Source organism: Amycolatopsis circi, assembly GCF_003385235.1.
Classification (GTDB): Bacteria; Actinomycetota; Actinomycetes; order Mycobacteriales; family Pseudonocardiaceae; genus Amycolatopsis; species Amycolatopsis circi.
Window position 1 is genome coordinate 16,725 of sequence record NZ_PQIA01000054.1, and the last position, 24,196, is coordinate 40,920.

General features: G+C 67.5%; 22 protein-coding genes and 1 pseudogene. 4 read left to right on the forward strand and 19 right to left on the reverse strand.

Features of this window, described 5'->3' with window-relative positions; genetic code table 11:
* Nucleotides 1-21: 21 nt before the first annotated feature.
* The 6 genes and pseudogenes from fgd to D0D37_RS48880 all read right to left on the reverse strand — a co-directional run.
* Nucleotides 22-1,026, reverse strand: a complete 1,005-nt coding sequence (gene fgd, locus D0D37_RS22905) for a glucose-6-phosphate dehydrogenase (coenzyme-F420) (protein WP_116202618.1) — start codon at nucleotides 1,024-1,026, stop codon at nucleotides 22-24.
* A gap of 22 nt (nucleotides 1,027-1,048) precedes the next feature.
* A complete protein-coding gene (locus tag D0D37_RS22910; protein ID WP_116202619.1) occupies nucleotides 1,049-1,966 on the reverse strand; it encodes a cyclase family protein in 918 nt (305 codons plus the stop codon).
* Nucleotides 1,963-2,706, reverse strand: a complete 744-nt coding sequence (locus D0D37_RS22915) for an SDR family NAD(P)-dependent oxidoreductase (RefSeq protein ID WP_208720096.1) — start codon at nucleotides 2,704-2,706, stop codon at nucleotides 1,963-1,965. The genes D0D37_RS22910 and D0D37_RS22915 overlap by 4 nt, the downstream gene beginning before the upstream one ends.
* Nucleotides 2,699-3,556: a TIGR03619 family F420-dependent LLM class oxidoreductase gene (locus D0D37_RS22920; RefSeq protein WP_116202620.1), complete on the reverse strand. Its 858-nt coding sequence runs from the start codon at nucleotides 3,554-3,556 to the stop codon at nucleotides 2,699-2,701. The genes D0D37_RS22915 and D0D37_RS22920 overlap by 8 nt, the downstream gene beginning before the upstream one ends.
* Nucleotides 3,556-3,807: a Zn-ribbon domain-containing OB-fold protein gene (locus D0D37_RS48060; RefSeq protein WP_244223631.1), complete on the reverse strand. Its 252-nt coding sequence runs from the start codon at nucleotides 3,805-3,807 to the stop codon at nucleotides 3,556-3,558. Before D0D37_RS48060 ends, D0D37_RS22920 begins: the two co-directional genes overlap by 1 nt.
* 30 nt (nucleotides 3,808-3,837) lie before the next feature.
* Nucleotides 3,838-4,206, reverse strand: a pseudogene (locus D0D37_RS48880) (zinc ribbon domain-containing protein); the annotation flags it as partial.
* Here D0D37_RS48880 and D0D37_RS22930 point away from each other — a divergent pair.
* Together D0D37_RS22930 and D0D37_RS22935 are read left to right on the forward strand one after the other, a co-directional pair.
* Complete coding sequence (locus D0D37_RS22930; RefSeq protein ID WP_116202622.1) at nucleotides 4,145-6,298, forward strand: acetate--CoA ligase family protein; 2,154 nt, start codon at nucleotides 4,145-4,147, stop codon at nucleotides 6,296-6,298. The pseudogene D0D37_RS48880 and the gene D0D37_RS22930 sit on opposite strands and share 62 nt — an antisense overlap.
* On the forward strand, nucleotides 6,295-7,434 hold the full coding sequence (locus D0D37_RS22935; RefSeq protein WP_208720098.1) for a thiolase C-terminal domain-containing protein: 1,140 nt from the start codon (nucleotides 6,295-6,297) through the stop codon (nucleotides 7,432-7,434). Before D0D37_RS22930 ends, D0D37_RS22935 begins: the two co-directional genes overlap by 4 nt.
* Here the strand turns inward: D0D37_RS22935 and D0D37_RS22940 are convergent.
* From D0D37_RS22940 to D0D37_RS22950, 3 genes are all read right to left on the reverse strand, one after another.
* Nucleotides 7,401-8,357 (reverse strand): alpha/beta hydrolase, encoded by a 957-nt coding sequence (locus tag D0D37_RS22940; RefSeq protein WP_116202623.1) that lies wholly within the window; start codon nucleotides 8,355-8,357, stop codon nucleotides 7,401-7,403. The two genes, D0D37_RS22935 and D0D37_RS22940, sit on opposite strands and share 34 nt — an antisense overlap.
* The gene (locus D0D37_RS22945) at nucleotides 8,354-9,271 is read right to left on the reverse strand and encodes a TIGR03621 family F420-dependent LLM class oxidoreductase (RefSeq protein WP_116202624.1); all 918 of its coding nucleotides are present in this window, start codon (nucleotides 9,269-9,271) and stop codon (nucleotides 8,354-8,356) included. Before D0D37_RS22945 ends, D0D37_RS22940 begins: the two co-directional genes overlap by 4 nt.
* An 84-nt stretch (nucleotides 9,272-9,355) precedes the next feature.
* Entirely contained in the window at nucleotides 9,356-10,459 is a 1,104-nt protein-coding gene (locus D0D37_RS22950) for an alcohol dehydrogenase catalytic domain-containing protein (RefSeq protein WP_116202625.1), read from the reverse strand.
* Between the two features lie 120 nt (nucleotides 10,460-10,579).
* Between D0D37_RS22950 and D0D37_RS22955 the strand changes: the two genes are divergently transcribed.
* Both D0D37_RS22955 and D0D37_RS22960 read left to right on the forward strand, forming a co-directional pair.
* The gene (locus D0D37_RS22955; RefSeq protein WP_208720099.1) at nucleotides 10,580-12,205 is read left to right on the forward strand and encodes an AMP-binding protein; all 1,626 of its coding nucleotides are present in this window, start codon (nucleotides 10,580-10,582) and stop codon (nucleotides 12,203-12,205) included.
* An 11-nt stretch (nucleotides 12,206-12,216) separates the two neighbouring features.
* Nucleotides 12,217-13,056 (forward strand): sugar phosphate isomerase/epimerase family protein, encoded by an 840-nt coding sequence (locus D0D37_RS22960; RefSeq protein WP_162834403.1) that lies wholly within the window; start codon nucleotides 12,217-12,219, stop codon nucleotides 13,054-13,056.
* 40 nt (nucleotides 13,057-13,096) lie between these two features.
* On the opposite strand, the gene D0D37_RS22965 is transcribed toward D0D37_RS22960, so the two are convergent.
* From D0D37_RS22965 to D0D37_RS23010, 10 genes are all read right to left on the reverse strand, one after another.
* Nucleotides 13,097-14,284, reverse strand: coding sequence for a flavin reductase (locus D0D37_RS22965; RefSeq protein WP_116202628.1), 1,188 nt, complete (start codon nucleotides 14,282-14,284; stop codon nucleotides 13,097-13,099).
* Nucleotides 14,285-14,295: 11 nt separating this feature from the next.
* Nucleotides 14,296-14,637 (reverse strand): VOC family protein, encoded by a 342-nt coding sequence (locus D0D37_RS22970; protein WP_116202629.1) that lies wholly within the window; start codon nucleotides 14,635-14,637, stop codon nucleotides 14,296-14,298.
* Nucleotides 14,638-14,650: 13 nt separating this feature from the next.
* Nucleotides 14,651-15,631, reverse strand: a complete 981-nt coding sequence (locus D0D37_RS22975) for a phosphotriesterase family protein (protein ID WP_116202630.1) — start codon at nucleotides 15,629-15,631, stop codon at nucleotides 14,651-14,653.
* Entirely contained in the window at nucleotides 15,628-16,431 is an 804-nt protein-coding gene (locus D0D37_RS22980) for an SDR family NAD(P)-dependent oxidoreductase (protein ID WP_116202631.1), read from the reverse strand. The genes D0D37_RS22975 and D0D37_RS22980 overlap by 4 nt, the downstream gene beginning before the upstream one ends.
* The gene (locus D0D37_RS22985) at nucleotides 16,428-18,161 is read right to left on the reverse strand and encodes a hydantoinase B/oxoprolinase family protein (RefSeq protein ID WP_116202632.1); all 1,734 of its coding nucleotides are present in this window, start codon (nucleotides 18,159-18,161) and stop codon (nucleotides 16,428-16,430) included. The genes D0D37_RS22980 and D0D37_RS22985 overlap by 4 nt, the downstream gene beginning before the upstream one ends.
* A complete protein-coding gene (locus tag D0D37_RS22990) occupies nucleotides 18,158-20,275 on the reverse strand; it encodes a hydantoinase/oxoprolinase family protein (protein WP_116202633.1) in 2,118 nt (705 codons plus the stop codon). The genes D0D37_RS22985 and D0D37_RS22990 overlap by 4 nt, the downstream gene beginning before the upstream one ends.
* Nucleotides 20,276-20,324: 49 nt before the next feature.
* Entirely contained in the window at nucleotides 20,325-21,158 is an 834-nt protein-coding gene (locus D0D37_RS22995; protein WP_116202634.1) for a mycofactocin-coupled SDR family oxidoreductase, read from the reverse strand.
* Nucleotides 21,146-21,601 (reverse strand): NUDIX domain-containing protein, encoded by a 456-nt coding sequence (locus tag D0D37_RS23000; RefSeq protein ID WP_162834404.1) that lies wholly within the window; start codon nucleotides 21,599-21,601, stop codon nucleotides 21,146-21,148. Before D0D37_RS23000 ends, D0D37_RS22995 begins: the two co-directional genes overlap by 13 nt.
* Nucleotides 21,602-21,609: 8 nt before the next feature.
* On the reverse strand, nucleotides 21,610-22,446 hold the full coding sequence (locus tag D0D37_RS23005) for an SDR family oxidoreductase (RefSeq protein WP_116202636.1): 837 nt from the start codon (nucleotides 22,444-22,446) through the stop codon (nucleotides 21,610-21,612).
* A 96-nt stretch (nucleotides 22,447-22,542) separates the two neighbouring features.
* On the reverse strand, nucleotides 22,543-24,024 hold the full coding sequence (locus D0D37_RS23010; RefSeq protein ID WP_116202637.1) for an MFS transporter: 1,482 nt from the start codon (nucleotides 24,022-24,024) through the stop codon (nucleotides 22,543-22,545).
* Nucleotides 24,025-24,196: the final 172 nt, after the last annotated feature.

Consider the following 24,196-nt stretch of genomic DNA (forward strand, 5'->3'; position numbering starts at 1 on the left):
CGTTGAGGACGACAGGTCACGTCAGGTCAGATTGCGCAACCGCGGCAGCACGTCCTCGGCGAACTGGCCCAGGTAGCGCTCCTGGTCGTGGCCGGGGCCGTGGAAGACCAGGTGGTTCAGGCCCGCGTCGAGGTACGGCTTGATCTGCGCGACCGCCTCGTCCGGGTCCGAGGCGACGATCCACCGCTTCGCGACCTGCTCGATCGGCAGCTCGTCGGCCAGCCGCTCCATCTCCTCCGCCGAGGAAACCGTGTGCTTCTGCTCCGCGCTCAGCGACAAAGGCGCCCAGAACCGCGTGTTCGCCAGCGCCTTCTCCGGATCCCGGTCGTACGACATCTTGATCTCGATCATCCGGTCCACGCCGGACGCGTCGCGCTCAGCCGCGGCCGCGCCCTCGGCCATCGCCGGCATCAGCTTCTCCGTGTACAGGTCCATGCCCTTGCCGGACGTGCAGATCATGCCGTCGCCCGCGCGGCCCGCGTACTTCGCCACGACCGGGCCGCCCGCGGCGATGTACACCGGCACCGGACGCTCCGGCCGGTCGTAGATCTTCGCGTTGACCAGCTGGTAATAATCGCCCTCGAAGTCGACGCTGTCCTTGCTCCACAGCTCGCGCATCAGCCGCACCGACTCCCGCAGCCTCGCGAACCGCTCCTTGAACTCCGGCCACTCCCGGCCCGACACCGCGATCTCGTTCAACGCCTCGCCAGTGCCCGCGCCCAGGATCACGCGATCGCCCGACAGCAGCGCCATCGTCGCGAACGCCTGCGCGATCACCGCCGGGTTGTACCGGAACGTCGGCGTCAAAACACTGGTCCCGATCAGCACGCGGCTGGTCCGCTCCGCCACCGCCGGCATCCACGCCAGCGCCCACGGCGCGTGCCCGCCCTCGTGCCGCCACGGCAAAAAATGGTCCGACACCCACACCGAGTCCAGCCCCAGCTCCTCGGCCCGCACCGCGAACTCCACCAGCTCGCGAGGCCCGAACTGTTCCGCCGACGCCTTGTACCCGACCTTCAGCTCCACGATCGCCCTTCCCCGCACCCAATCACAGCACTGCCAACGGGTTCAGCGGACTCGCCGTGCCGCCTTCGATCGGCAGCGGCGCTGCCACGAACAAGAACTCCGGTTGCCCGGCAGCAGCGAGTTCCTCCAGCCACAGCATCTCGATCAGGTGCACGCCTCGCTCCCACAACGTCAGCAGGTGGATGTCTTCCTCGACCGGACCGGCGAACCCGCCGTCCGAGCCGATCGCGCCGACCGCCGCGTTGTCACACCCGATCGCGACGACATCGTGATCGACCAGCCAACGGCCGGCCGAGTAGTCGATCCCCGGCTGAGCCCCTTGGTACCTCGCCGGGCTGTCCGCGAACACCTTCGGCCAGCCGGTGCGCACCAAGACGACGTCCCCCGAGCGGGGCTCAACGCCCGCAGCCGCAGCACATCCCCGAAGAACCCTCTCGTCGATCGCCGTAGCCGGGTCGACGTAGTCAGCACCCAGATAACCAGCGACGTCCAGGAAAAGCCCGCGAGTGACGATCGCGCCGAGCTTGTCGATGCCGCACCGCGTCGCTCCGTAGCTGCGAACGCGCTCTGCCGGATGGTCGTTGTAGAGCCGGTCGTCACGCCATACGTGCGCGAGCGCGTCGATGTGAGTGGTTGTCCCGTGCGGGGAAAGCACCAGTGCGTCGTCCGCGATCGCCATGACGTCCTTCACTTTGCGCGCGCCAGTGGCGTAGTCGCCACCGTCCACAGCCATGAAGTGTTGCGGCAACGGACGTCCGGGCAAATGCGGTACCCGCCGAGCACCTCCGTTCGAGGTCGCACCACGGATTGGCATGGCCAGCGAAAGCACCTTGCCCGCACGGATCGATCCGACCGCGTTCAAGACCACGTCGGGAGTGAGGAGATTGGCGGCTCCTCGCTGGTCCTCGACGCCCCACCGCTGCCAGTTTCCGGTACTCATGCCATCGTCACCCCTCCGGACACGCTCACCGTCTGTCCGGTCACGTACGCCGCCCGAGGACCCGCCAGAAAGCCCACATACGCTGCCACCTCGTCGACCGTCCCGGCCCGACGCAGCGGAATCGTCTTGAGCAACGCAGCCATCAGGTTGGGGTGCCGGTCAGCGTGTGCCTGCAACATCGGGGTATCCACGAGCCCAGGGCACACGACATTGCTCGTCACGCCGTGTTTGGCGGCTTCCCGCGCCAGGGTCTTCGCCAGTCCGAACAATCCCGCCTTGCACGCCGCATAAACGCTCTCTCCGCCTGCTCCCGCACGAGCGCCGTCCGTGGACACGAAAAGCAACCGTCCCCACGTTCGTTCCGCCATTCCGGGCATAAACGCTTGCGCGAGCCGCATCGGCGAGCGCAAGTTGATGCGCCACATCCGATCCCAGCCGGCCGGATCGCTGTCGAGAAACGGTTCTACGGTCGACACCCCGGCGTTGTTCACGAGGACATCGACTCCGTCGCCACTGAGGTGATCCACGAGCGCCTCCACGCTGTCGTCACTGGCGAGGTCGACTTCGATGGCTGCACCGCCGTGCTCGGCAGCGACCCGCTCAGCACCGGCCAGGTCCAGGTCAGCGATGATGACGTGTGCCCCCATGCCGGCCAGCTCGGCGACTATCGCCGCGCCGATCCCGCTCGCCCCGCCGGTGACGAGGGCGCGCCGTCCGGCCAGCGGCTTGACCTCAATCACGGTTCACCTCGTATTCCTCGGCGAAGGTCCGCAGCGCGTCGATCGCGCCGGTGGTGCGGCGGTAGGGACGGACGATGAGCCGATCCACACCCAGCGCCTCCCACTCCGCCAGTTCCTCAGGACCTCGGGTTTCGAACGCGCTGACCGTGATCTCGAATCCGGCCCGATCCCGGCCGGACTCGTCGAGCAGCTGGTTCAGCCGATCCAGTTGCGGCTTCACGGACTCGAGCGTGTGCGGCATGCTCACCCAGCCGTCACACAGCCGGACCGCCCGCCGCAGCGCGGCCATCGACTCCCCGCCTGCCACGAGCGGCGGATGCGGCAGCTGCACCGGTTTGGGTTCGAAATGGACTCCCCGGAACGAATAGAACTCGCCGGAGTGGTCGACTTCCGGCTCAGTCCACAGCCGTTTCGCGACCCGAAGCGATTCGTCGAGGCGGCGGCCGCGAGTGCGGAAATCGAGCCCGAGCGCTTCGTACTCCCCGGCCAGCCACCCGGCCCCGACCCCCACGATCGCACGGCCGCCGGAAAGAACGTCCAGGGTACCGAAGGCGCGCGCACCGATGATCGGATGACGCAGGCCGAAGAGGTAGACGTAAGTACCGAGGCGGATGCGCTCAGTGGCTTCCGCGATCGAAGAGAGAAAAGCGGGGGCGTCGAATAAATGCGCGTCCAGCGAGACCGGCGGGGTGCCGTCCGCGGAACCGGGATAGCGCGACTGCCCGATGTCCGAAGTGAACACCAAGTGCTCAGGCACCCACAGCGACTCGAACCCGATCCGATCCGCTTCGACCGCGAAATCGCGCCACATCCCCGGGTGCAACAGACCCAAGGTGACTCCGATGCGCATCAACACTCCTCCCGCACCGGCCGGAAATTCGGCACAGTCCCGTATCCCTCGATCTCCTCGAACAGCACCTCGACCCGCAGGCCGATGTGCACCTCGTCCGGTGCCGTGCCGAGCACGTTCCCGAACATCCGCAGTCCGGCTTGGACGTCCAACGCGATCCACGCGATCACGTACGGAACCCGTTCGGCGAACCCCGGCGCGAAGGTCCGATGCACGACGCTGAAAGTCTCGACCGCACCGTCGCCATCCACCGGGACAAAAACCCGTTCGCTGCTTCGGCATTCGGCGCACCACTCGGCTGGCGGATGAGTAAGACGCCGGCAGGCTACGCACTGCTGCAAGACCAGCACTCCGCGACGCGCTGCGTCCCAGTAAGGGGCCGCGACCGGTGTCAGGCTCGGTGCCAGCCGGGCTTTTGCCGCCGTGGATCCGCTCACGGAAGCCTCCCGGCAAGAGTTTAGCAAGCGGTTGCTTGGTCTGCGGACCGTAACACCGGCCCCGCAACCGGTCAATCGCCGCAGCCTCCTTGCCGAATCCCGGCGACCCGTCGTAGCGTCTTTAGCAAGCGCTTGGTTTAAGGAGTGGTTCATGACGATCGAAGGCCCGGTCGCCGCCGCGGGCTTCCCGCTCGGCCCGCAGGGAAACGGCATCGCAATCCCCGAACATGTGGTGAAGAAGCTCCTCGCCGAGCACGGGGTCGCGGTTCCCGCCGGGCGGACGTTGACCGATCCGACGGACTCCGCCGCAGCGGAGTCGCTTCGCGGCCCCCTGGTGCTGAAAGCCTGGGGACCGGGCCTGGTCCACAAAAGCGACGTCGGCGCCGTTGAACTGGGCGTTCGCTCCCCCGGCCTCGCCGAGGCGATCAGCCGCATGGCAGCGCGCATCGCCGAACACGGCTTGACTCCGCGTGGCTATCTGGTCGAGGAACAACATCCAGGAGGAATCGAGTTGATCGTCGGCGTCGTCCGCGATCCCACGTTCGGGCCCGTCGTTCTGCTGGGTCTCGGCGGGACGGCGACCGAACTGCTCAACCTCACCGCGCTGCGGCCGTGCCCGCTCTCTCCCTCCGACGCCGAGGACCTTGTCGCAGCCTTCCCCGGTGCGCCGCTGCTCGATGGAGCCCGCGGCCGCCCCTCTGCCGACCGCGCAGCGCTCGTGCGGCTGTTGCTGTCCATCGCAGGCGAAGGGGGACTCGTCGAACAGATCGGCCCGGACCTCGCCGAATTCGAGTGCAATCCGGTCGTGGTCACCGCGGAAGGCGCTACCGCGCTCGATGCACGGCTCATCTTGGATTCCGGGTCCGCGCCTGCGCCCGCTCCGCCATCGAACACTGACTTCAAGCCGCTCTTCGCACCCGAACGAATCGCTGTCGCCGGCGCGTCGACCGGAAAGTCCGGCTTCGGCAACCGATTCCTTGCCGCATACCGTCAGGCTGGCTGGACTGACGGGCTCTTCGCCTTGCACCCTTCCGCCAGCGAGGTCGACGGCGTCCCCGCGGTCCCCCACATCGCAGACGTTCCGGGCGGCGCCGACTACCTGCTGGTGGCTCTGCCCGCCGCGCGCGCGGTCGATGTCGTGCGGCAAGCCGCCGGCGAGGTGCCGTTCATCCAGGTGATCAGCGGCGGTTTCGGCGAGATGGGCGAGGCCGGCGCCAAGCTCGAGGACGAACTCGCAGCAGCTGTATCCGGGACGAAGACCCGGCTTCTCGGCCCGAACTGCTTGGGCGTCTTCAGCCCGGACGGACGGCAGACTTTCACGCTCGGCTCACCCCGCCAGGCGGGCCACGTGTCCGTGGTCTCGCAGAGCGGCGGGCTCTCCGGGGACATCGTCACGGTCGGAGACCGGCGAGGCCTCAAATACGCGAAGGTCGCGAGCATCGGCAATGCGATCGACGTAACGCACGGGGACCTTCTCGAGTGGCTGGTCGACGACGATGACACTCGCGTGCTCGGGGTCTATCTGGAAGGTACGCGCGACGGGGCAGCACTCCTGCGCGCGCTTCGGCGTGCCGACGGCCGCAAGCCGGTCGTCCTCTTGCGCGGCGGGTCGAGCGAACAAGGCGCTCGCGCTGTCAGCTCCCACACCGGATCGCTCGCCGGCGAGGACAGAGTCTGGCAGGCGATCGCGGAATCGACGGGGGTCTCGCTGGTCTCCAGCCTGGAGAACCTGCTCGGCAGCCTCGCGTATCTCCAAAGCCATCCCGGAGAACCCCCGAAGGGCTCGTCCGGCGTCCTCGTCATCGGACTCGGCGGCGGTGCATCGGTACTGGCGACCGATGCGTGCGACCGCACAGGGCTCACTCTTGCTCCGCTGCGCACCGAGTTGCGCGAACGGCTTCGGGAGATGGGCCACGGGGCAGGGACCAGCGTCGCGAACCCGCTCGAGGTACCGGTCGGGCCGGTGTCCCCGCCAGGTCTCCTCGGCGACGCCCTCGCGCCCCTTTTCGAACCCTCCGGCCAGGCTTACCGCGACGTGCTTCTCCACGTGAATATCGCGGCCTACTACAACTACGGCGACGCTGGTTTGCGTCCCCTCACCGAGGCGCTCGCCGACTTGCTCGACCGCGGCTACCCAGCGCGCATCGCGCTGGTCACGCGCAACTCCGAAGTCGCCGCGCCGGCCGACGCGGCCCTGCTCGCAGAGTTCGCCGCCAACCGCGGCATCCCGGTCTTCCGGACTTTCGACGAAGCCGCGACCGCCATCGCCGCCGCACAGCGATTCGACCGCAGGCGCCAGCAGTGACTCAATCCTTCACCGGGCGCGCGGCGGTGACCGGGATCGGCATGACAGACCTGTCCCGGCGGTCCGGCCGGACCGAACTGGAACTCGCTGTGAGCGCCTGCCAGGGTGCGTTGACCGACGCCGGGCTCACCGCCGCCGACGTGGACGCTGTCTTGTGTTACCACCTCAGCGACTCCGCGGGCGTCAACCAGGTCGCTGCCACGCTCGGCGTCCCGTCTGCAGTCTGGACCAACGAACTGTACGGCGGCGGGACTCAATCCGCGTCTGTCCTCGGAGACGCCGCGATGCTGATCGACGCGGGCATCGCTGAGCACGTGCTGGTGTTTCGTGCGCTCAACGGGCGCTCCGGCGTGCGAATGGGACAGGCCCGGCTCGCCCTCGACCAGCAGTTCACGCTTCCCTACGGGATGGCGGGGCCCGTCCACCTCTTCGCGCTCGCGGCGCAGCGATGGATGCACGACACGGGAGCGACGGAGAAGGATCTGGCCGCGGTGGTCAGGCAATCGCGTGAACTCGCCCGGACCAATCCCCGGGCACTGCGCCGCGACGGTCTCGACGAAGCCGGATACTTCGCCAGCCCACCGGTCGCAACACCGTTGCGCAGGGTCGACTGCTGCCAGGAAACCGACGGAGGCGCGGCCCTGGTCATATCGGCGACGGCCACTGCGGACGTGCTCCGGCCCGGCAGTCCGCGTATCCACACCGTCGTCCGCGGCGGTGGGCCCGGTGCGACGACTATGAACGCCGCGTCCGACGTCAGCAGGTTGTTCTCGGCATACTTGGCGGATCCGTTGTATCGCACCGCGGGGATGAAACCGTCCGATGTGGATCTTGCGCTCCTGTACGACGCGTACTCGCCAATCGTGCTGCAGCAACTGGAGGATTTCGGCTTCGCCGAGCGTGGCTCCGCCGGCAGCTATGTTCGTTCCGGTGATACCTTGCCGTCCGCCGGGCTCCCGCTGAACCCGCACGGCGGGCTGTTGTCCGAGGGCTATGTGCACGGCCTCAACAATGTCGTCGAGGCCGTGCGGCAGCTGCGCGGTGAAGGAACGAATCAGGTCCGTTCTGCCGAAGTCGCATTGTGCACCGGATTCGGCGGCAGCTACGGCAGCGCGGCGGTGCTCGTCGCAGGCTGACCGAGCGCTTTTACCAGGGCACCGCAGTATTCCGCCACGATCCGGCGTGAGGTCGGTGCCGTGATCGCGATCGCGTCGAAGCCGTGCGGCACATTGGGAACCAGATGCAGTTCGACGCTCACCCCAGCACGGTCCAGCGCCAGGGCGTACTCCGCTCCCGATTCACGGAGGTAGTCGAGACCCGCTACGAGGACGTAAGCAGGCGGCAAGCCGCTAAGGTCGTCGTCTGCTGACGGAACAGCGTAGCGAGGAACGGGTTTGTCCGTGCTGCCAAGGTAGTGGCGCAAGATGTGCGGGTTGTCCTCCGGAACGACTACCGAGGTCGCTCGTTCGTAAACCCGGCCAGAAGGCTCCCTCCCCTCCCCTTGCACCGCAGGACACAGCAGGACCTGGAGAGCGAGCTGCGGACCGCCGCGATCGCGTGCCATCAGTGCGACGACGGCCGCGAGATTGCCGCCGGCACTTCCTCCCGCGACTGCCAACCTCGCACCGTCCCAGTGCGCGTCCGCCGGCTGCCCAGCGGCCCAGCAGGTCGCGAGGTAGCAGTCCTCGACACCGGCGGGGAACGGATTTTCCGGAGCCAGCCGGTACTCCACCGACAGCACGACCGCACCCGCTCGCACCGCCAGCTCGGCACAGTAGAAGTCGTCCACGTCAACGCTGCCGAAGACGAAACCGCCGCCGTGAAACCACATCACCGCGGGCAATGCGCCCGACAACTCGCGAGGCCGGTACGACCGCACGAGCAGGTGGCTGCCGTCCGGCCGGACGACAATGTGGTCCTGGGTGGACACCCGCGGATCCGGGGGCACCGGATCCGCGGCCAATTCCTGGAACGCCGCGCGCTGCGCGACCGGGTCGGCGAAATCGATCACTGGCAAAGCGGCGAGTGCCGCGGCGATCTCAGGCTCGACGGTGCTCATGACCCAGCCAGCTCCTTCACCACCGGGGCGAAGGTGTCGAGGTCTTTGTCGTTGTGCAGCACGTAGTACGACAAACCGTGCTCATCACGCCAATAACGCAGCTTGTCCACCATTTGGGCAGTGTCGCCGAGGAGCACCTGTGGCGTGCTGTCCTGACGCGAGGTATTCACGGCACTCCAGGTTTCCTTCTCCGCCGGGACACCCACCTGCTGGACGCTCGTCCCGATCTCGATCTGGTCGAATCGATCGCCCGCGCCCTCGCGGATCAGTTCCACCTTGCGAAGAAACGCGTCAAGGCCTCCGTCGGTTTCGTCGGGAGCCGTGCCGTCGGCTTTGACCCGCAGGGTCAGGTTGACGTAGTCGGCGTAGCGCCCGGCCAGCCGCAGCATCTTCGGCCCGCCGCCAGGCAGCAGCAGCTTGGGGAACGGTTTCTGGAGCGGCTTCGGTTCCTGGACGAGGTCGGTGATCCGGTAATGCTTGCCCTCGAACGAAAACGGACCGTCGCTCCACACTCCCCGCAGGACTTCGATCGCCTCCGCGAACCTCTCGAACCGTTCCTTCGGCGGATCGAACGGCAGTCCGGCTCCGTCGTAGTCGGCGCGCATCCACCCGGTGCCAAGGCCGACGTCGAGCCTGCCGTCGGAAAGCACGTCGACCGTCGCGAGTTCCTTGCCCAGCACTACCGGATGACGGTAATCGTTCGCGAAGACCAGTGTGCCGACCCGCAGCGTGGTCGTCGCGGCCGCGGCGGCCGTCATAGCGGCGATCGGAGCGAACCTCGGCCCGAGGACATGATCCGGAACCAGCAACGTCGAGAAGCCCAGATCCTCGACGAGCCGGGCCCGTTCAGCCCATGCCCGGCCGGATTCCGCCTTGCGGACCACGACCCCGAACCGAAACGGATGCCTCGCCATACCGCACTCCTGACTGAGAACGACTGTGAATTTGACCAATCACTTGCTTGTTTTTTGGAGGCTAGCCTCGGCACTCGCGCACCGTCAATCGAAGACGATCAGCGATCGGGTCACCGCCCCGGCTTGTTGCCGGGCAAGCGCTTCGTTGACCTCCTCGATCGGCACTCGTTCCGAGACCAGCGGATCCAGCGAGAACCGGCCCGTTCGAACCAGCTCGATCAGGTTCGGCAAGTCCGCGGCCGGGTTCGCGTTCCCACCGACGCACCCTCGCAGAACTCGCCCGCCGAACAGCAACGCGGAAGGCACGCCGATCTCGGCGGAAGCAGGGCTGCCGACCAAAACCGTCGTGCCGCCCGGCTTTGTCGCCGCCATGGCGTCAGCGGCGACCCCGGCAGCGCCGGTCACGTCGAACGCGTGATCCACCCCCCGACCGGTCAGCCGGCCCACCGCATCGGGCAACGAATCGCCAGCATCGACTGCGTCCGTCGCCCCCGCCACGCGAGCTTCGTGGAGCTTGGCCGGGTTCACGTCGGCTGCGATTACCCTGGCGGCCCCCGCGAGCACCGCGGCCTGCACGACCGCAAGCCCGACGCCACCGCATCCGACCACCAGGACGGTTTCGCCGGGGCGCACCCTGGCGACCCGCCACACCGCGCCGGTCCCGGTGACCACAGCGCAAGCGAGCAACGCCAGCGACGCGTCGAAATCTTCATCCGGGACCGGAATGAGCATCTCTTCGCCGACCACGACCTGCTCCGCGAAGGAGCCGATACCGATGAACGCCGGCAGTTCCCGGCCGTCCAAGCTGAACGGCGTCCGCCCGTCCGCCAAACGGCCCGCAACCGCGGAGTGCCGCGCCTCGCCCTGGCACAGATACGCATGGCCAGAAGCGCACTCCGGACACCTCCCACAAGCCCGGTTCATCGCCACGAGGACGTGATCGCCGGGCGAAACCGAGGTCACCGCCGCCCCCGTCGCCTCGACGATCCCAGCGCTCTCGTGCCCCAGAACGACTGGCGGCTGCGGGTACAGCGGATTCCGGCCCGCGCACACTTTCGCGTCCGAACCACAGACACCGGAGGCGACTATCCGCACCCGGACTTCCGTCGGCCCAGGATCGGCGACGTCGATCTTGCGAATCTCCAACGGCTTCCCGAACCCGGTGAGAACCGCGGCTTTGGCTCGCATGGACACCTCCCGACCGAACACGCACCCGGGCAGACGGCCAAGCGGCCGCCCTTGCCGCCCGAATACTACTTCGCCTACGCTACTTGAGCGAGCGCTTGGTTTCTCGACGAGGAGGGCGGCGTGCGACCGATACCGGACTGGGGCACTGTTCCGCGCATGCTGCGGACGACAGCCGAAGCCAGGCCCGACACAGTGGTTTGTCTCGACGGCGACGTCGAGTTGACGCAGAGCGGGCTGCGGGCACAAGCGTCCCGAGTGGCCAGGGCGTTGATCGCGCACGGAGTGCGGCACGGCGACCGGGTCGCGATCTGGGCGCCGAATACATGGGAATGGGTGGTGACCGCGTTCGGCATCTGGGATGCCGGCGGGATCGCCGTGCCCCTGTCGACCCGCGGCAAAGGCATCGAAACCGCCGAGTTGCTGCGCCGGATGGGCTGTTCGGTCCTGGTGGCGACCGAGGGATTCCTCGGCCGGTCCGCGGTGGACATGCTCGCCGATGTCGCCGGTCCGCCGGAAGGTTCCCGGCCCTTCGCCGAACTGCCGGACCTGCGGCATGTCGTCCTGCTCGGAGATTCGCGCACTGGCCCCGGCCTGGTGTCCTGGGCCGACTTCCTCGACTCCGGCGAAGCGGTCACCGCCGCGCACGCCGAGGACCGAGCCCGTGCGGTGGCACCGAGCGATCCGTTCGAGATCCTGTGCACCTCCGGCACCACTGGCACGCCGAAGGGTGTCGTGCTCGACGGGAGCCAAATTCTGCGCGCCTATTGGGACTGGGCCGAAGTGGTCCGGCTCGGCGAAGGCGACCGGTACCCGATCGTGAGCCCGTTCGCACACGGTTTCGGCATCAATGCCGGGCTGCTCGTCTGCGTGGCCCGGGGCGCGACGATGATCCCAGTACCGGTCTTCAACCCCGACGCGGCGTTCGATTTGGTCGAGAACCAGCGCCTCAGCGTGCTTGCCGGCCCGCCCAGCCTCTTCGCCCGGATGTTGTCGCGACCCGACCTGCCCGAGCGGGATCTGTCGTCGCTGCGCGTGGCCGTGGTCGGCGCCGCGGCGGTTCCGACGGATCTGGTGCGTTCCATGCACACCGAGATGGGATTCGAACAAGTCGTCAACGCCTACGGACTGATCGAAGGTTCCTGCGTGGCGATGACCCGCCGGGACGACCCTCCGGAGGTCATCGCCGCGACGGCCGGACGCCCGATGCCCGGAGTCGAGGTGCGCATCGTCGACGATGCCGGGACTCCGGTTTCCGCCGGTGATCGCGGAGAGATCCTGCTCCGCGGATACGGCGTCATGCGTGAGTACTGGAACGCCCCGGACCTCACCGCTGCCGCGGTCGACGTCGACGGATGGCTCCACACGGGCGACGTCGGCGTCCTCGACGCTTCCGGCAATCTGTCCATCGTGGACCGCAAGAAGGAAATGTTCATCTCCAACGGATTCAACGCGTATCCGGCAGAGATCGAGAACCTTCTGCTGCACTACGAAGCGGTGGACCAGGTGGCGGTGGTCGCCGTCCAGGACGAGAGCCAAGGCGAGACCGCGTGGGCTTTTGCCGTCGCCGCCGACGACACCGACCCCGACGAAGCCGCCGTGATCGCGTGGGCCAAGGGCGCGATGTCCAACTACAAAGTTCCGCGGCGCGTGGTCTTTCTGCCCGAGCTGCCGACCACGCCCAACGGGAAAATCGACAAGGCCAAGCTTCGAGAAGCCGCACACGCCAACGAATCGCCGGCTGGCTGAAGGCTGCCTGGGTGCGGTGCGATCCGAACCTAACGCTGTGGGCAGGCACGGTCGGCGTGCACGTGCTCCTTGGTGAGCGGGTACGAGCCGCTGCGGCGTGCGGATACACAGCAGTCTCGCTCCTGCCTACCGAGGAGCTGCGCCATCCTGCCCAGGCTCGCGCGACCGCGGCTTCGCTCGGAATCCAGTTGAGCGTCCTCGATCCGGTTGTGTCCTGGCTCGGCGAATGGGAGCCGCCGAACCAGGCGCTGGACCAGGGCCGGCTCAGCTTCATGAAGACAATGGCTCAGCTTGGTCTGGACGAGGTCGTGGCCCACGCGGCCATGCTGGGCTGCGCGAGCATCACGGTCATCGAGCCGTACGGCCGGCCGTTGCCGCTGGAACTCGGTGCGGAAGCACTCGCCACGGCCTGTGACAAAGCCGCTGAGCACGGACTGGAGGTCCGCCTCGAGCCGATGCCCTTCACCGGGGTGGCTGATCTCCGATCGGCGTGGTCGATCGTTCAGGCCGCGGGACGAGCGAACGGCGGGCTGGTCCTGGACACCTGGCATTTCTTCCGAAGCGCCAGCGAACTGGACGTGCTCGACGAGATCCCGATGTCCCGCCTATCCGTCCAACTGTCCGACGCTCCCGCCGAGGCCGACAGTGACCTCTGGGAGGAGTCTTCGCGGCGGCTGCTCCCCGGCGCGGGCGAGCTCGATCTCGGACGGGTGCTCAAACTCCTGCGAACACGCGGCTTCTCCGGTCCGATCGGGCCCGAAGTAGTCTCGCCAGCGCTCTGGGCTCTCGGGCCAACCGAAGCGGCAGGCCGCGCTGCCGCGGCCTGCCGCTCAATGGGTGTGGTGATGTGAAGAGGGCACGGTTCTGGCACCGGACTCCCTTTGGCAGGCCTCAGCCAGTCGCCACGGGCGTCTTCGCGCCGATACGCCGCATCACCTCGTCAGCGACCTCCTGAAGCGCCTCCTGATATGCCTGCACTTCCTCCGTGCTGCTGGTCTCCGGCAACCCATAGACGCTCAAGCTGATCGCCGCCGAGCCCGTCTCGTCGAAGACCGGGACCTGCACATTGCGCACGTCGTAAGACTGACCAGGGATCAGGTCTTCCGGCTCGTAGAGACCGTCGAGCGTGCTGATCAGATCGCGCAGCCCAGCCCGTCGGTCGGGTCCCGCGGTGCTGCCCGCGCCGAAGACCCGTGCCAGTTCGGATTCGACCTGCGAATGCAGCGCGTTGCCCAAACCGACCGACCAGCTCCGCTCCCTCACCCGCGCGAGCGCCGTGCGGAACGTTTCCCGCTGTTCGGCCGTCGCCCCCGCCGCCGTGAGGCGGGAATCGACGACGTCGTCCTGCTCCCACGCCAGGTAGATCGACCCCAGCGGCGGGACCAGAGGAATACGCTGCCCGACCCGGGTCGGCGGCTGACCGTGGTGCGGGCGGATCCCGGCTCCGGCGAGCAGGACGATCTCGTCGCCGGCCACGGTCGCCGCATTGCATTCGACGCCGAACCGGTCCGCGATGCGTTCCATCCCCGGCCGGGCGAGGTCCACCAGACGCAACTGCCCGGCCAGACCCGGTTCGATCGGCGCGGTCAGCGAGGCGGAGTGGAACCGGCCGTAGCCGCCCTGGAAAAACACCAGCGGAAGATCGGTCTCCGAGGCTTCGAGAGCACGCACCCGCCCGAGAACGATGTAGTGGTCACCTGCCTCCGTCACAGACTCGAGGTCACAGTCGATCCACGCGAGGACCCCATCCAGGATCGGCGACCCGGTCGGCGCCGGACGCCAGTCGAGGGACGCGAACTTGTCGGCGCCGCGGGTCGCGAACGTCCGGCACACCGTCTCCTGCTCATGAGTGAGCACGTTGACGCAGAACCGGCCCGCCTCCTTGATCCGGGGGAAGCTGGTCGACGACTTGTCGGGCAGGAAGGCGACGAGCGCCGGGTCGAGAGACACCGAGGTGAACGACCCCACCGCCATCCCGGCCGGCTGCCCGGACGCGTCGATCGCCGTGACAACGACGACGCCGGTCGGGAAGTTTCCCAGCACGCGGCGGAAGTGGCGCGGATCGGATGAGTCCGCCATGGTGCTCTCCTTTACTTCGGGCCGTAGACGACGAATGGGTTGCCCCAAGGGTCGGTGAGGACACCGCGGATCTCGTGCGGGCCTTCCGCGGGCGGCCGGACTACCGTCGCGCCCGCAGCCTCCAGGGAGGACACCACAGCCGACACGTCCGCGACTTTGTACGATGCGGCGGGCCGGCCGCCGGTCACGTCTTCCTCAGGGCCGGCGAGGGCGAGCGTCGCGCGTCCTCCGTCCATCGCCGCGTAGCGGTCGCCGTCGGCGAACTTCAACGGCAGGCCCAGTGCGTCCCGGTAGAACGCCACCGCCTTCGCGACATCCGGCACCGGGTACAGCACATTTCCGATTTCGGTCATCTGCCAAGCCTTTCTAGTAGCCGCCGGAGTGGGCGAGGATCTCGCGGGGATTCCGGACAAGCATCTGGTCGATCTGTTCCTCGGTGACGCCCCTCACGCGCAAAGCGGGCAGCACGTCCTGGCTCAGGTGCAGCCAGTGCCAGTTCGGATGCTGCCTGCTTCGCTGCTCGGGGTCGGACATGTCCGACCAGCAGGAGGTGTCGTGCGAAAGGACCATCCGCCCGGCATGCCCGCGGCGGCACATCTCGACGACGATCTCCACCCGCTTGTCGAACGGGACGGTTTCCAGGCCGAACCGGTCCATGCCCAGATACGATCCGGCGGCGACGAGTTCCTCGAGGTACGCGAAGTCGTCGGTGTCCCCGCTGTGCCCGATGACCACCCGGCTCAGGTCGACGCCCTCCTCGGCGAATACCTTCTGCTGGTCGAAGCCGCGACGGCTCCCGGCGTGGGTGTGCGTAGTGATCGGAACTCCCGTCGCACGGTGCGCCCTGGCCACTGAACGCAAAGTCCGTTCCACGTCCACGGTCAAGCCGTCGACATCGGTCACGCATTTCAGCATCGCCGCTCGCACACCGGTGTCCCCGATGCCTTCGGTGATGTCCCGGACGAAGTAGTCGCACAGCAGATCCGGTCCGCCCAACGGCGCGCCGGGGCCGCGGAAATGGAAGTAGACCGGCAAGTCGTGCAACACGTACGCCCCGGTCGCGACGACGATGTTCACCTCGCTCCGCCGCGCGACCTCCGCCACTCGCGGAACGTATCGGCCGAGGCCGAACACCGTGAGATCCACGATGGTGTCGACTCCGGCTTTCTTCGCCGCGGCGAGTTTCGCCACCGCCTGGTCGATTTGTTCGGCCTCGTCCCAGGCGGGCGCCGGCCAGTTTTCCCGCACTTCCGGACTGGTGACGAAGATGTGCTCGTGCATCAAGGTTGTGCCGAGGGACTCCGCCGGGATCGCTCCCGCGGCTGTCGGCACCGTCGCCGCGCTCATCGCACCGTCTCCGGGTGCACGATGTGGTTTTGCGCGTGCCACGGCTGGTGGGCCTGGAAGCCGCCGTCCACGATGATCGTCTGCCCGGTGATGTACTTCGCGCCCGCCGAGGCCAGGAACACGATCGTCTCCGCCACGTCGCGCGGTTCGGCGAAGTCCGGGACCAGCAGGTTCGCGTCGTAGGCCGCGAGCTTGTCCGGAGAGAGGTTCTTGCGGGCAGTCGGGCTGAGCACGAGCCCGGTCGCGACCGCGGCGCACCGGATGCCGGCCTTGCCGTGGCTGGCCGCGATCGAACGGGTGAGAGAATACTTCGCCGCCATCGAGGCGGCGTAGGCCACGTGGACGGTGTCGCCGCTGAAACCGGAGGTCGACCCGACGTTCACGATCGTGCCGCCGCCGTTTTTCAGCATCACCGGGATGGCATGCCGCGCACCGTAGACCGCGCCGTGGAAGTTCACCGCGAACGTGCGCTCCCAGTTCCACTGCGGAGTGCTGACGATGTCCAGGTCCGTGACGTGCACCTCGTGGTCGTAGACGACCGCGTTGTTGACCAGCACGTCGATCCGGCCGAACACCGACGCCGTTTCCTCGATCATCCGGCGCACCTCGTCTTCGACCCCGACATCGGCCTCGACGACGTGCGCTTGTCCTCCGCGCTCGGTGATCTCGGCAACGGTGCGGCGGGCACCGTCGCCGTTGATGTCGTTGACGGTGACGGAGTAGCCCTTTTCGGCTAACAGGAGCGCCGTTTCCTTTCCGATGCCTTGTGCGGCACCGGTCACGACAGCTACAGCGCTCATGAACGCCTCCCTTTCCGCGCCGATTCGGTGGCGGCAGCGTCGATGCTCGAACTGCCGTCGAGCACTACGCCATAACGGGTTTCGGCGGCGTCCCGCGACACCTTTCCGGACAGCACGTCATCGCGGACGGCCGAAGCAGGCCGCTCCCATGGATGACCTAGCCCGCCTCCGCCCGTGGTTTCCACGACGAACGCTTCGCCGGCGCGGAACGGTTCGTTGTTCACCTTCGCAGCGAGCCGCTCCCGGGTCCCGTCAGCAGCAAGCCGGTAAAACCCGCCGGGCACACCTGGCTCGCCTCCGGACCTGCCGGGCGGACCGGTGCGCAGCCGGTCGCCACGAGTCGTCACATAGGCGTCGGCCAAGAGGCGGAACACCGTCCGCGTCCCCAGACCGCCGCGCCATTGCCCAGCGCCGCCCGAGTCGGCGATGTACTCCACCGCCTCGACCACGAACGGGCACCTCGCCTCAACCGGCTCCACCTGAGGCACCGAATTGCGCCCCAGTCCGAAGTGGACTCCCGTGGCGTCGGGACCGTCTTTGCCGTACCGGGCGCCGACGCCGCCGTACTCGTAGGCGAGATGGACCCAGTACGGCGCGACCCGCGCCGCGATCGAAAACGGCTGCAGGATGCCCGAAGCCGCGATGGCGGAATCCTCGACCGCATCGGAAAGGGCTTGGAACACGGCTTCCATCGCGGCGTATGCGGGCAAGAAGCGTCCCCCGCAAGGATAGGGCGACGTGGCGTTGAGCAGACTCCCCTCCGGGAGCCGCACGTCGAGCACCCGAAGGCAGCCGTCGTTCATCGGGATCGCGGGATCCAGGAAGCACCGAGCGGCGAACACAGCGGCCGCAAGCGACTGAGACAAGCTCGCGTTGATCGCGGCCGGTACTTGATCGTCCGTGCCCGCGAAATCGAGAACCGCACTGTCGTCGTCGATCGTCACCTTGACCCGCACCGTGTACGACCGGTCCGGGTGGATCCCGTCGTCGTCGATGACGTACGACGCCTGGTACTCGCCGTCCGGTAGTTCGCGAACGGCAGCCCGGGTCAGGGTCTCGGTGTAGCCGAGGTAAGCGTTCACCCCCGCGGCGAACCGTTCCGCGCCGTGCTCCTCGATGAGAGCTTCGACCCGGCGCGCCGCCGTCGTCGCGCCGGCGATCAGCGCGCGTACGTCGCCCAGAACCTTGTCCGGCGTCCGGCTGTTGAGCGCGAGGATGCTGGTGATCGACTCCTCCAACCCGGCAGCGGTGGCGATGCGCACCGGAGGGAGCTGGAGACCCTCCAGGAAAATCTCGGTCGCGAGCGACGCCATCCCGCCCGCAGATCCGCCTCCGATATCGGAGACGTGGATCAGAGTCGCGGTGAAGTACTCGACCGCTCCGCCGACGAAGACCGGCCGGAATATCAGCAGATCGTTCGTGTGGATTCCGCCTTTGTACGCGTCGTTCGTCACGTACACGTCGCCCGGGCGCATGGTGTCGAGCGGATGGTCAGCCAGCAGGTACGGCACTGCTACCGAAAGTGCCATGCTGTTCATCAGCGTGGTCGCCATCGAATGCGCGATGAGCCTGCCGGACTTGTCCAGGATCGCCGCCGACGCGTCGGACCCCTCGACGATGAACGTGGAGTACGCCGACTTCACCACCACGATGCTGGCTTCCTCGGCCGCCACGACCAGCGCGTTGCGGAGCACCTCCGCAGTCAGGTCCTCGGTGAGCACTCCGGTCATCGGCTGGTTTCCTTCCGGCTGAGCACAACGGTGTACGAACTGTCGGCTTCCGCCGACCAACCTGGCGGGACGACGATGGTCGACTCGTGATCGCCGATGATCGCCGGACCGGCTACCGGCGAGCCCGGAACGAGAGCATCGCGCTCCAGCACCGGCGTGTCGCGGTACTCGCCGTACTCCGGGAACCAGACCGCTCGCATTCGCGCCGTGCCGCCGCTGCTTGCGGGCCGTCGCCCGAGCGGCACCTTCGGCACCCGTTTCGTCACGCGAACCCGGAAGCTGACCAGCTGCACATCGCCTCGGAGCGCAATTCCGTACGCCTGCTCGTAGCCGGCGAAGAAGCGGTCCTTGAGCTCGGCGAACGCCGCGGCGTCGAGCGGCCACTTGGGCAGGTCCACCCGAATTTCGTGCGCTTGCCCGACGAATCGGATGTCTACCGAGCGGGAAACCTCGACGTCGGGCGAGTCGAGCGACACGCCGAGATCGTCGGCCGCGTTCCCTTCCAGATCGCCGAAAATCCGTTCCAGTTCGGCAAAGTCCCCGGCTGGCTCCGGCAGCACCCGAGTCTGCACGCCGTCAGTGCTCAAGTCCGTCGCGAGCAGGCCGACTGCAGAGCCGACGCCGCAGGACGGCGGCACGAGAACGGTCGGGATGTCGAACCGCTCCGCAACGCGCGCGGCGTGCATCGGACCAGCCCCGCCGGACGCGACGACCGCGAACCTCCGGGGGTCCACACCCCGTTGCACAGTGACGACGTGAACCGCGGAACCCATCGTGGCGTTGGCGATCTCGTGGACCGCGTTCGCCGCCTCCGCGATGGACACCCCCAGCGGACGGGCGATCCGGTCGGCCACTGCTTTCTCCGCGAGTTCCGGCGCGAGCTTCATCGTTCCCCCGGCGAAGGCGGAAGGGTCGAGGTAGCCCAGCACCAGATTCGCGTCGGTCACCGTCGGTTCTTCGCCGCCGAGCCCGTAACAGGCAGGTCCGGGCGAGGATCCGGCCGAACGAGGCCCTACTCGCAGCGCGCCGCCCTCGTCGACCCACGCGATGCTGCCGCCGCCCGCGCCCACCTCCGCGAGATCGATCGCGGGGATCTTGATCGGAACGCCGGTGCCTGCCCGCCTGCCGCCGAAGCTGCCTTTGCCGCCGACATGGAATTCGTGCGTGATGTCCGGCTTCCCGCCGCGGACTACGCACGCTTTGGCCGTCGTGCCGCCCATGTCGAACGAGATGACGTCCTCGTGTCCGGCGGCCTCGCCGGTGAACCGCGCGGCGATCACGCCCGCGGCAGGCCCGGACTCGATGGTCGCCACTGCCCGCCGGCCGGCGAGATCGGCCGACATCACGCCGCCCCCGGATTCCATCACCTGCACCCGGCACTTGACCCCCAGACCGGCCAGCCGGTCTTCGAGATTCGCCAGGTAGGACACCATGATCGGCCCGATGTATGCCGACATGAGCGTTGTCGTCGAGCGTTCGTACTCCCGCATCTCCGGCCAGATCTCCGTTGAGGTGACCACTCGCGTCTCGGCAGGCAGGGCTTCCCGCAAGAGCTCGCCGACCCGCTGCTCATGGGCCGGATTGGCATAGGAATGCAGCAACGCTACCGAAACCGAGCGGATTCCCTTGGCGGTGATCTGCCGGGCGACGGCGCGGACGGCGTTCTCGTCCAACGGCTTCAGCACCCGGCCGTCTGCCCCGATCCGCTCCGGAACCTCGAAACAGTCCTCCGCCGGGACTGGCGAGGCAGGCGGGTCGAACCGGAGATCGAACCGGTCTTCCTCGACCCTGGCGTACCGGCCGAGCGGCAGCATCGCCCGGAACCCTTGCGTGGTCACGTGCGCAACCCGCACTCCCGCGCCCTCGAGGATGGCGTTCGTCGCGAGCGTCGTCGCGTGCACGACGCGAGTGATCTGCTCGGCCGCTACCTCTCCCGCAGTCAGTGCCGAGCGCACTCCGGCGATGATCCCCTGCGTCGGATCGTCGTGCGTGCTCAGCGCTTTCGCGGCTGCGACCTGCCCCTTGGGCCCAGCCAAAACCACATCGGTGAAGGTGCCGCCGACGTCGATTCCGAGTGCGTAGCCGCCGTTTCGCCCATTCCCGCTGCTGCTCATGCGTTCCAGCCTAATCTCTTAACCAAGCGCTTGTCCAAATCTGTTCGGGTCATTTGGCGTTCATGCCAGCGTCGACGGGGAGGGCGACGCCGGTCACGAACTTCGCCTCGTCGGAGGCGAGCCACACCACCGCGTTCGCGATGTCCGACGGCTCGACCCACGGAACCGGAAGCAGGTTCGTCGAGGCGAAGCTGTCTTCTACGTCCTCTTTGGACGGATGCTCGAGGTCCGGACGGAACACGCGGAACGTCGTGTCGTTGATGATCATGTCCGTGTCCACATTGCCGGGATGCACGGTGTTGACGCGGATCCTGTGTTCCGCCAGCTCCATCGCCAACGTACGGGCGAGTCCGAGCACACCGTGCTTCGACGCCGCGTAACTGCCGTAATTCGGAACGCCCTTGAGCCCTGCCGCGGAACTGGTGATGATCACCGATCCGCCCTCGCCCGTCGCGATCACGTGCGGCACCGCGGCGCGGACCGTGTTGAACACGCCGGTCAGGTTGACGTCGACGGTCGTTTGCCACAGCGCGTCGGACATCTCCCACACCTTCGCCGGAGTGCCGAAGATCCCGGCATTGGCCACGACGATGTCCAACCGGCCCAGCTCCCGGACGCCGTCCTCGACCGCGCGGGTCAGCTGCTCCGGATCCCGGACGTCCACGCCGGCCGCGATCACCTTGCGACCGGATTTGGCCACCAGCCTGCGCGTCTCCGCGAGATCGTCCTCCGTCGCCCCGGGAAACGGCACCGTCTCCACCGGGCCGGCGATATCGACGGCGATGACGTCCGCGCCCTCCTCGGCCAGCCGCACCGCGTGCGCCCGGCCCTGGCCCCGCGCCGCACCGGTCACCAATGCCACTTTTCCCGCTACCGCTCCCATTCGCTCTTTCCTTCCTCTGCAAACCCATTCCGGCACGCCTCCGCGAAGGCGGTCACGATCTCCGGCAGCCAGCGCACGATCGGCCGAGCTCCCCATTCCGCTGGCTCGAGCCAGGAAACGTCGTCGTTCTCCCAATTCAGCCGCAGCTCTGTGCCCGCCGTCTCGACGCGATAGACGTGCACAATCCAATAACCGCCGCGCTCGTCCGGGAGGCGCAGCACCGGACCTGTCTCGAACGACTCCAGCCCGTCCCGGCTCAGCCCGGTTTCCTCACGCAGTTCCAGTTCCGCCTGCCGGACCGGGATGCCGCCGGGCGGAAGAAAACCGGTGACGCAATGCCACTGCCCGCGGTCCGATCCGACCGCACTGCTGCGCCGCAACAGGCAAACGCGGCCGCGATGCGTCAGCAGCACCGCAACTACCTCGCCGCGCTGTTCCGCCATCCGCGACGTCACCCCAGTCCGGTGATGCGCTCGACCGCTCGTCGCCGCATCCGGTAGGGCAGCAATCGTGCCGCCCACGACGCCACGACATCGTCCGCACCGAGCCGGCTGCGCAACGGCGGCCGTTCCTGTTCAAGAACCGCACAGATCCGCGCCGACGCTCGATAGCTCGGCCGGCTGTACCGGCCCAGGCCAGTCAATTTCGGCAACGCGCGTCCGGCGTACTCGGCATACGCACTCGACTCCGGCAAAGCGGGAACTGTCGCCGCGCCAAATCCCGTGTCGTGGTTCCCTGGCTGGAACACCACGACGTCCACCCCGAACGGACGCAGTTCGACTGCCAGCGCCTCGCACCAACCCTCCAGCGCCCATTTAGTGGCCGCGTAGACGGAGAACATCGGGTGCGGCACGTTGACCGCGTTGCTCGACACGACCGCGAGCCGAGCTCGACCGCACCTTCGGAGCGCGGGCAGCAGTCTCCGGGTCAAATCCATGGCACCCAGCAGGTTCGTCTCCACCAGATGACGGAGGCGGTCCGGCGGCACATCTTCGAAGAACCCAGTCGTCGTGTACCCGGCGTTGTGGAGCAGCGCCGTCAACTCGCCGTCGCTCCTGCGGAGCACCTCTTCAACCGCTTCGGCACGGGACGCGTCAGACGCCACGTCCAGCTCGATGAATTCGAACGCGGAAAGCGGCGCTCCGACTGCCGACGCGAGTTCCAGAACCCGGTCTCGCTTGCCGGGATCGCGCATCGAGGCGAACACCCGCCAGCCCTTTTTTGCCAGCATGACAGCCACTTCGCGGCCGAACCCGCCAGAGGCCCCGGTGATGAGAATCGACTTCATCGCATGCTCCGATCACCCCAGCGGAACCGGTACGCAGGCCATCTTGACGCTTTACCAAGCACTTGGTCAAGCGCTTGGTAAAGCGTCCGACGGCGATCAGTGCGCCGGCGCGGTGGCGACCTGCTCGACCGACTCGGCCATGGACCGACGCCCGTGCCGCATGGCGATCGCCGCGGCGAGGCCCGCCGCGCACATCACCCCTCCGAAGGCAAAGCCCCAGGTGAAACCTGTGCCGCTGTAGATCGGGGTGCCTGACACGACAGTACGGACATGACTGCCGAGGATGACGAACACGATCTGCACGATCACCGCGGCGCCGAGAGACCCCACGACCCCCACCGCGCCGGCGCTCACTGCTTGCTGTTCGGGCGGAACTGCCGCGACGACAAGGTTCGGGATGGCGGCATTGAGCATCCCGCCGCCGACCGCGAAGACAAACCAGCCCAGCAGCACCTGCCAGGACTGCGCATGCATTGTCGCGAGCAGCGCCGAGCCCATGATTGCGAAACAGAAACCGGCCACCAGAGGATTCCGGGCACCACGCCGGTTGGCAATGAACCCGACCGAGAAGCCCATCAGCATCGAGATCACCGAGCCCGGCGAGGTAAACCAGGCCAGCCCGCTCGCATCCCTTCCCAGCCCGTAGTCGCCGCCCGCAGCCCGGGGCACCTGAACGACATAGACCAGCAGGACCGACTGCGCCGCGATCACGCCCTGCGCGACGAACTGCGCGATCATCGTGGTCATCAGCGGCTTACGGCGCGCCAGGTCGATATCGACGAGCGGGTTGCGCAATCGCTTCTCGAATACCACCCAGCCGGCGAAAATCACCACCCCCGCACCAATGCACCCGAGAGTCGGCATCGATCCCCAGCCCCAGGTCGCACCCTGCGTGGCCGCAGTGAGCAGCAGCGCGATCGAGACGCCCAGCAGCAGCGCGCCGCCCCAGTCCACCGACGAGCGGATCCGCACCGGAGACTCCGGCACCACGAACAGCACCAGCACGCCGAGGACGAGCGGGAAAGCGGCGAGGAAAAAGAACACGCCGCGATAGGTGAAGTGATCGATCAGGAATCCCGCGATGATCGGAGCCAAGATGCCAGTGAGCCCGATCCCCGAGGTGGCGACGCTGACCCCGACCGCCACGAGCCGGCGCGGGAAAATGTCGCGCATGATGGAGTAGGCCAGCGGCACGATCGAAATGGCCACGCCTTCCAGCGCCCGCCCCACGAGGACGAACGCGAGCGACGACGCGGTCGCCACGATCAGCGAGCCGAGCGCCATCACGACAATGGTCGTGAGCAGAACGCGCTTCTTCCCGTAGATGTCTCCGAGCTTGCCGATCAACGGCACTGTCACGCCGCCGACCAGACTGAAGAGCGTGGTCACCCAGACAATGTCCGAAGTCCCGAGCGCGGCCGCCATATGCGGCAGCGCCGGAGTGACCAAGTTGTATGCGTACGCGGTCTCTTCCGAGAGCAACGTCAGAACAAGCAGGACGCCGATCCAGTAGCGAGTGGATCGCTGCTTTCCCCCTTCCGAGGGGGCGAGGACGTCAGGGTGTTGCTGGCGAGCCATCGAGCACTCCTTTGTGCGAGTCCCGGCCGGAACCACCGTCCCCCATACCGGGCTCGACCGGGCAGTGCGCCGTACCTGTGATGGCGGCCACGTTAAACCGATCGAATGATCCAATCAAGTGTTTCACTCGACGTGATCGACCGAGCCTGAAAGGGAAACCACACGATCCACC

What these genes read in the sequence shown, in the direction of transcription:
- D0D37_RS22965 (WP_116202628.1), bottom strand. Translation starts at nt 14,284, where the DNA reads ATGGCGGACTCATCCGATCCGCGCCACTTCCGCCGCGTGCTGGGAAAC.
- D0D37_RS22945 (WP_116202624.1), bottom strand. Translation starts at nt 9,271, where the DNA reads ATGGCGAGGCATCCGTTTCGGTTCGGGGTCGTGGTCCGCAAGGCGGAA.
- D0D37_RS22970 (WP_116202629.1), bottom strand. Translation starts at nt 14,637, where the DNA reads ATGACCGAAATCGGAAATGTGCTGTACCCGGTGCCGGATGTCGCGAAG.
- D0D37_RS23010 (WP_116202637.1), bottom strand. Translation starts at nt 24,024, where the DNA reads ATGGCTCGCCAGCAACACCCTGACGTCCTCGCCCCCTCGGAAGGGGGA.
- D0D37_RS22995 (WP_116202634.1), bottom strand. Translation starts at nt 21,158, where the DNA reads ATGGGAGCGGTAGCGGGAAAAGTGGCATTGGTGACCGGTGCGGCGCGG.
- D0D37_RS23005 (WP_116202636.1), bottom strand. Translation starts at nt 22,446, where the DNA reads ATGAAGTCGATTCTCATCACCGGGGCCTCTGGCGGGTTCGGCCGCGAA.
- D0D37_RS22990 (WP_116202633.1), bottom strand. Translation starts at nt 20,275, where the DNA reads ATGAGCAGCAGCGGGAATGGGCGAAACGGCGGCTACGCACTCGGAATC.
- D0D37_RS22985 (WP_116202632.1), bottom strand. Translation starts at nt 18,161, where the DNA reads ATGACCGGAGTGCTCACCGAGGACCTGACTGCGGAGGTGCTCCGCAAC.
- D0D37_RS22920 (WP_116202620.1), bottom strand. Translation starts at nt 3,556, where the DNA reads ATGCGCATCGGAGTCACCTTGGGTCTGTTGCACCCGGGGATGTGGCGC.
- D0D37_RS22940 (WP_116202623.1), bottom strand. Translation starts at nt 8,357, where the DNA reads ATGAGCACCGTCGAGCCTGAGATCGCCGCGGCACTCGCCGCTTTGCCA.
- D0D37_RS23000 (WP_162834404.1), bottom strand. Translation starts at nt 21,601, where the DNA reads ATGGCGGAACAGCGCGGCGAGGTAGTTGCGGTGCTGCTGACGCATCGC.
- D0D37_RS22910 (WP_116202619.1), bottom strand. Translation starts at nt 1,966, where the DNA reads ATGAGTACCGGAAACTGGCAGCGGTGGGGCGTCGAGGACCAGCGAGGA.
- D0D37_RS22950 (WP_116202625.1), bottom strand. Translation starts at nt 10,459, where the DNA reads ATGCGAGCCAAAGCCGCGGTTCTCACCGGGTTCGGGAAGCCGTTGGAG.
- D0D37_RS22930 (WP_116202622.1), top strand. Translation starts at nt 4,145, where the DNA reads ATGACGATCGAAGGCCCGGTCGCCGCCGCGGGCTTCCCGCTCGGCCCG.
- D0D37_RS22980 (WP_116202631.1), bottom strand. Translation starts at nt 16,431, where the DNA reads ATGAGCGCTGTAGCTGTCGTGACCGGTGCCGCACAAGGCATCGGAAAG.
- D0D37_RS22975 (WP_116202630.1), bottom strand. Translation starts at nt 15,631, where the DNA reads ATGAGCGCGGCGACGGTGCCGACAGCCGCGGGAGCGATCCCGGCGGAG.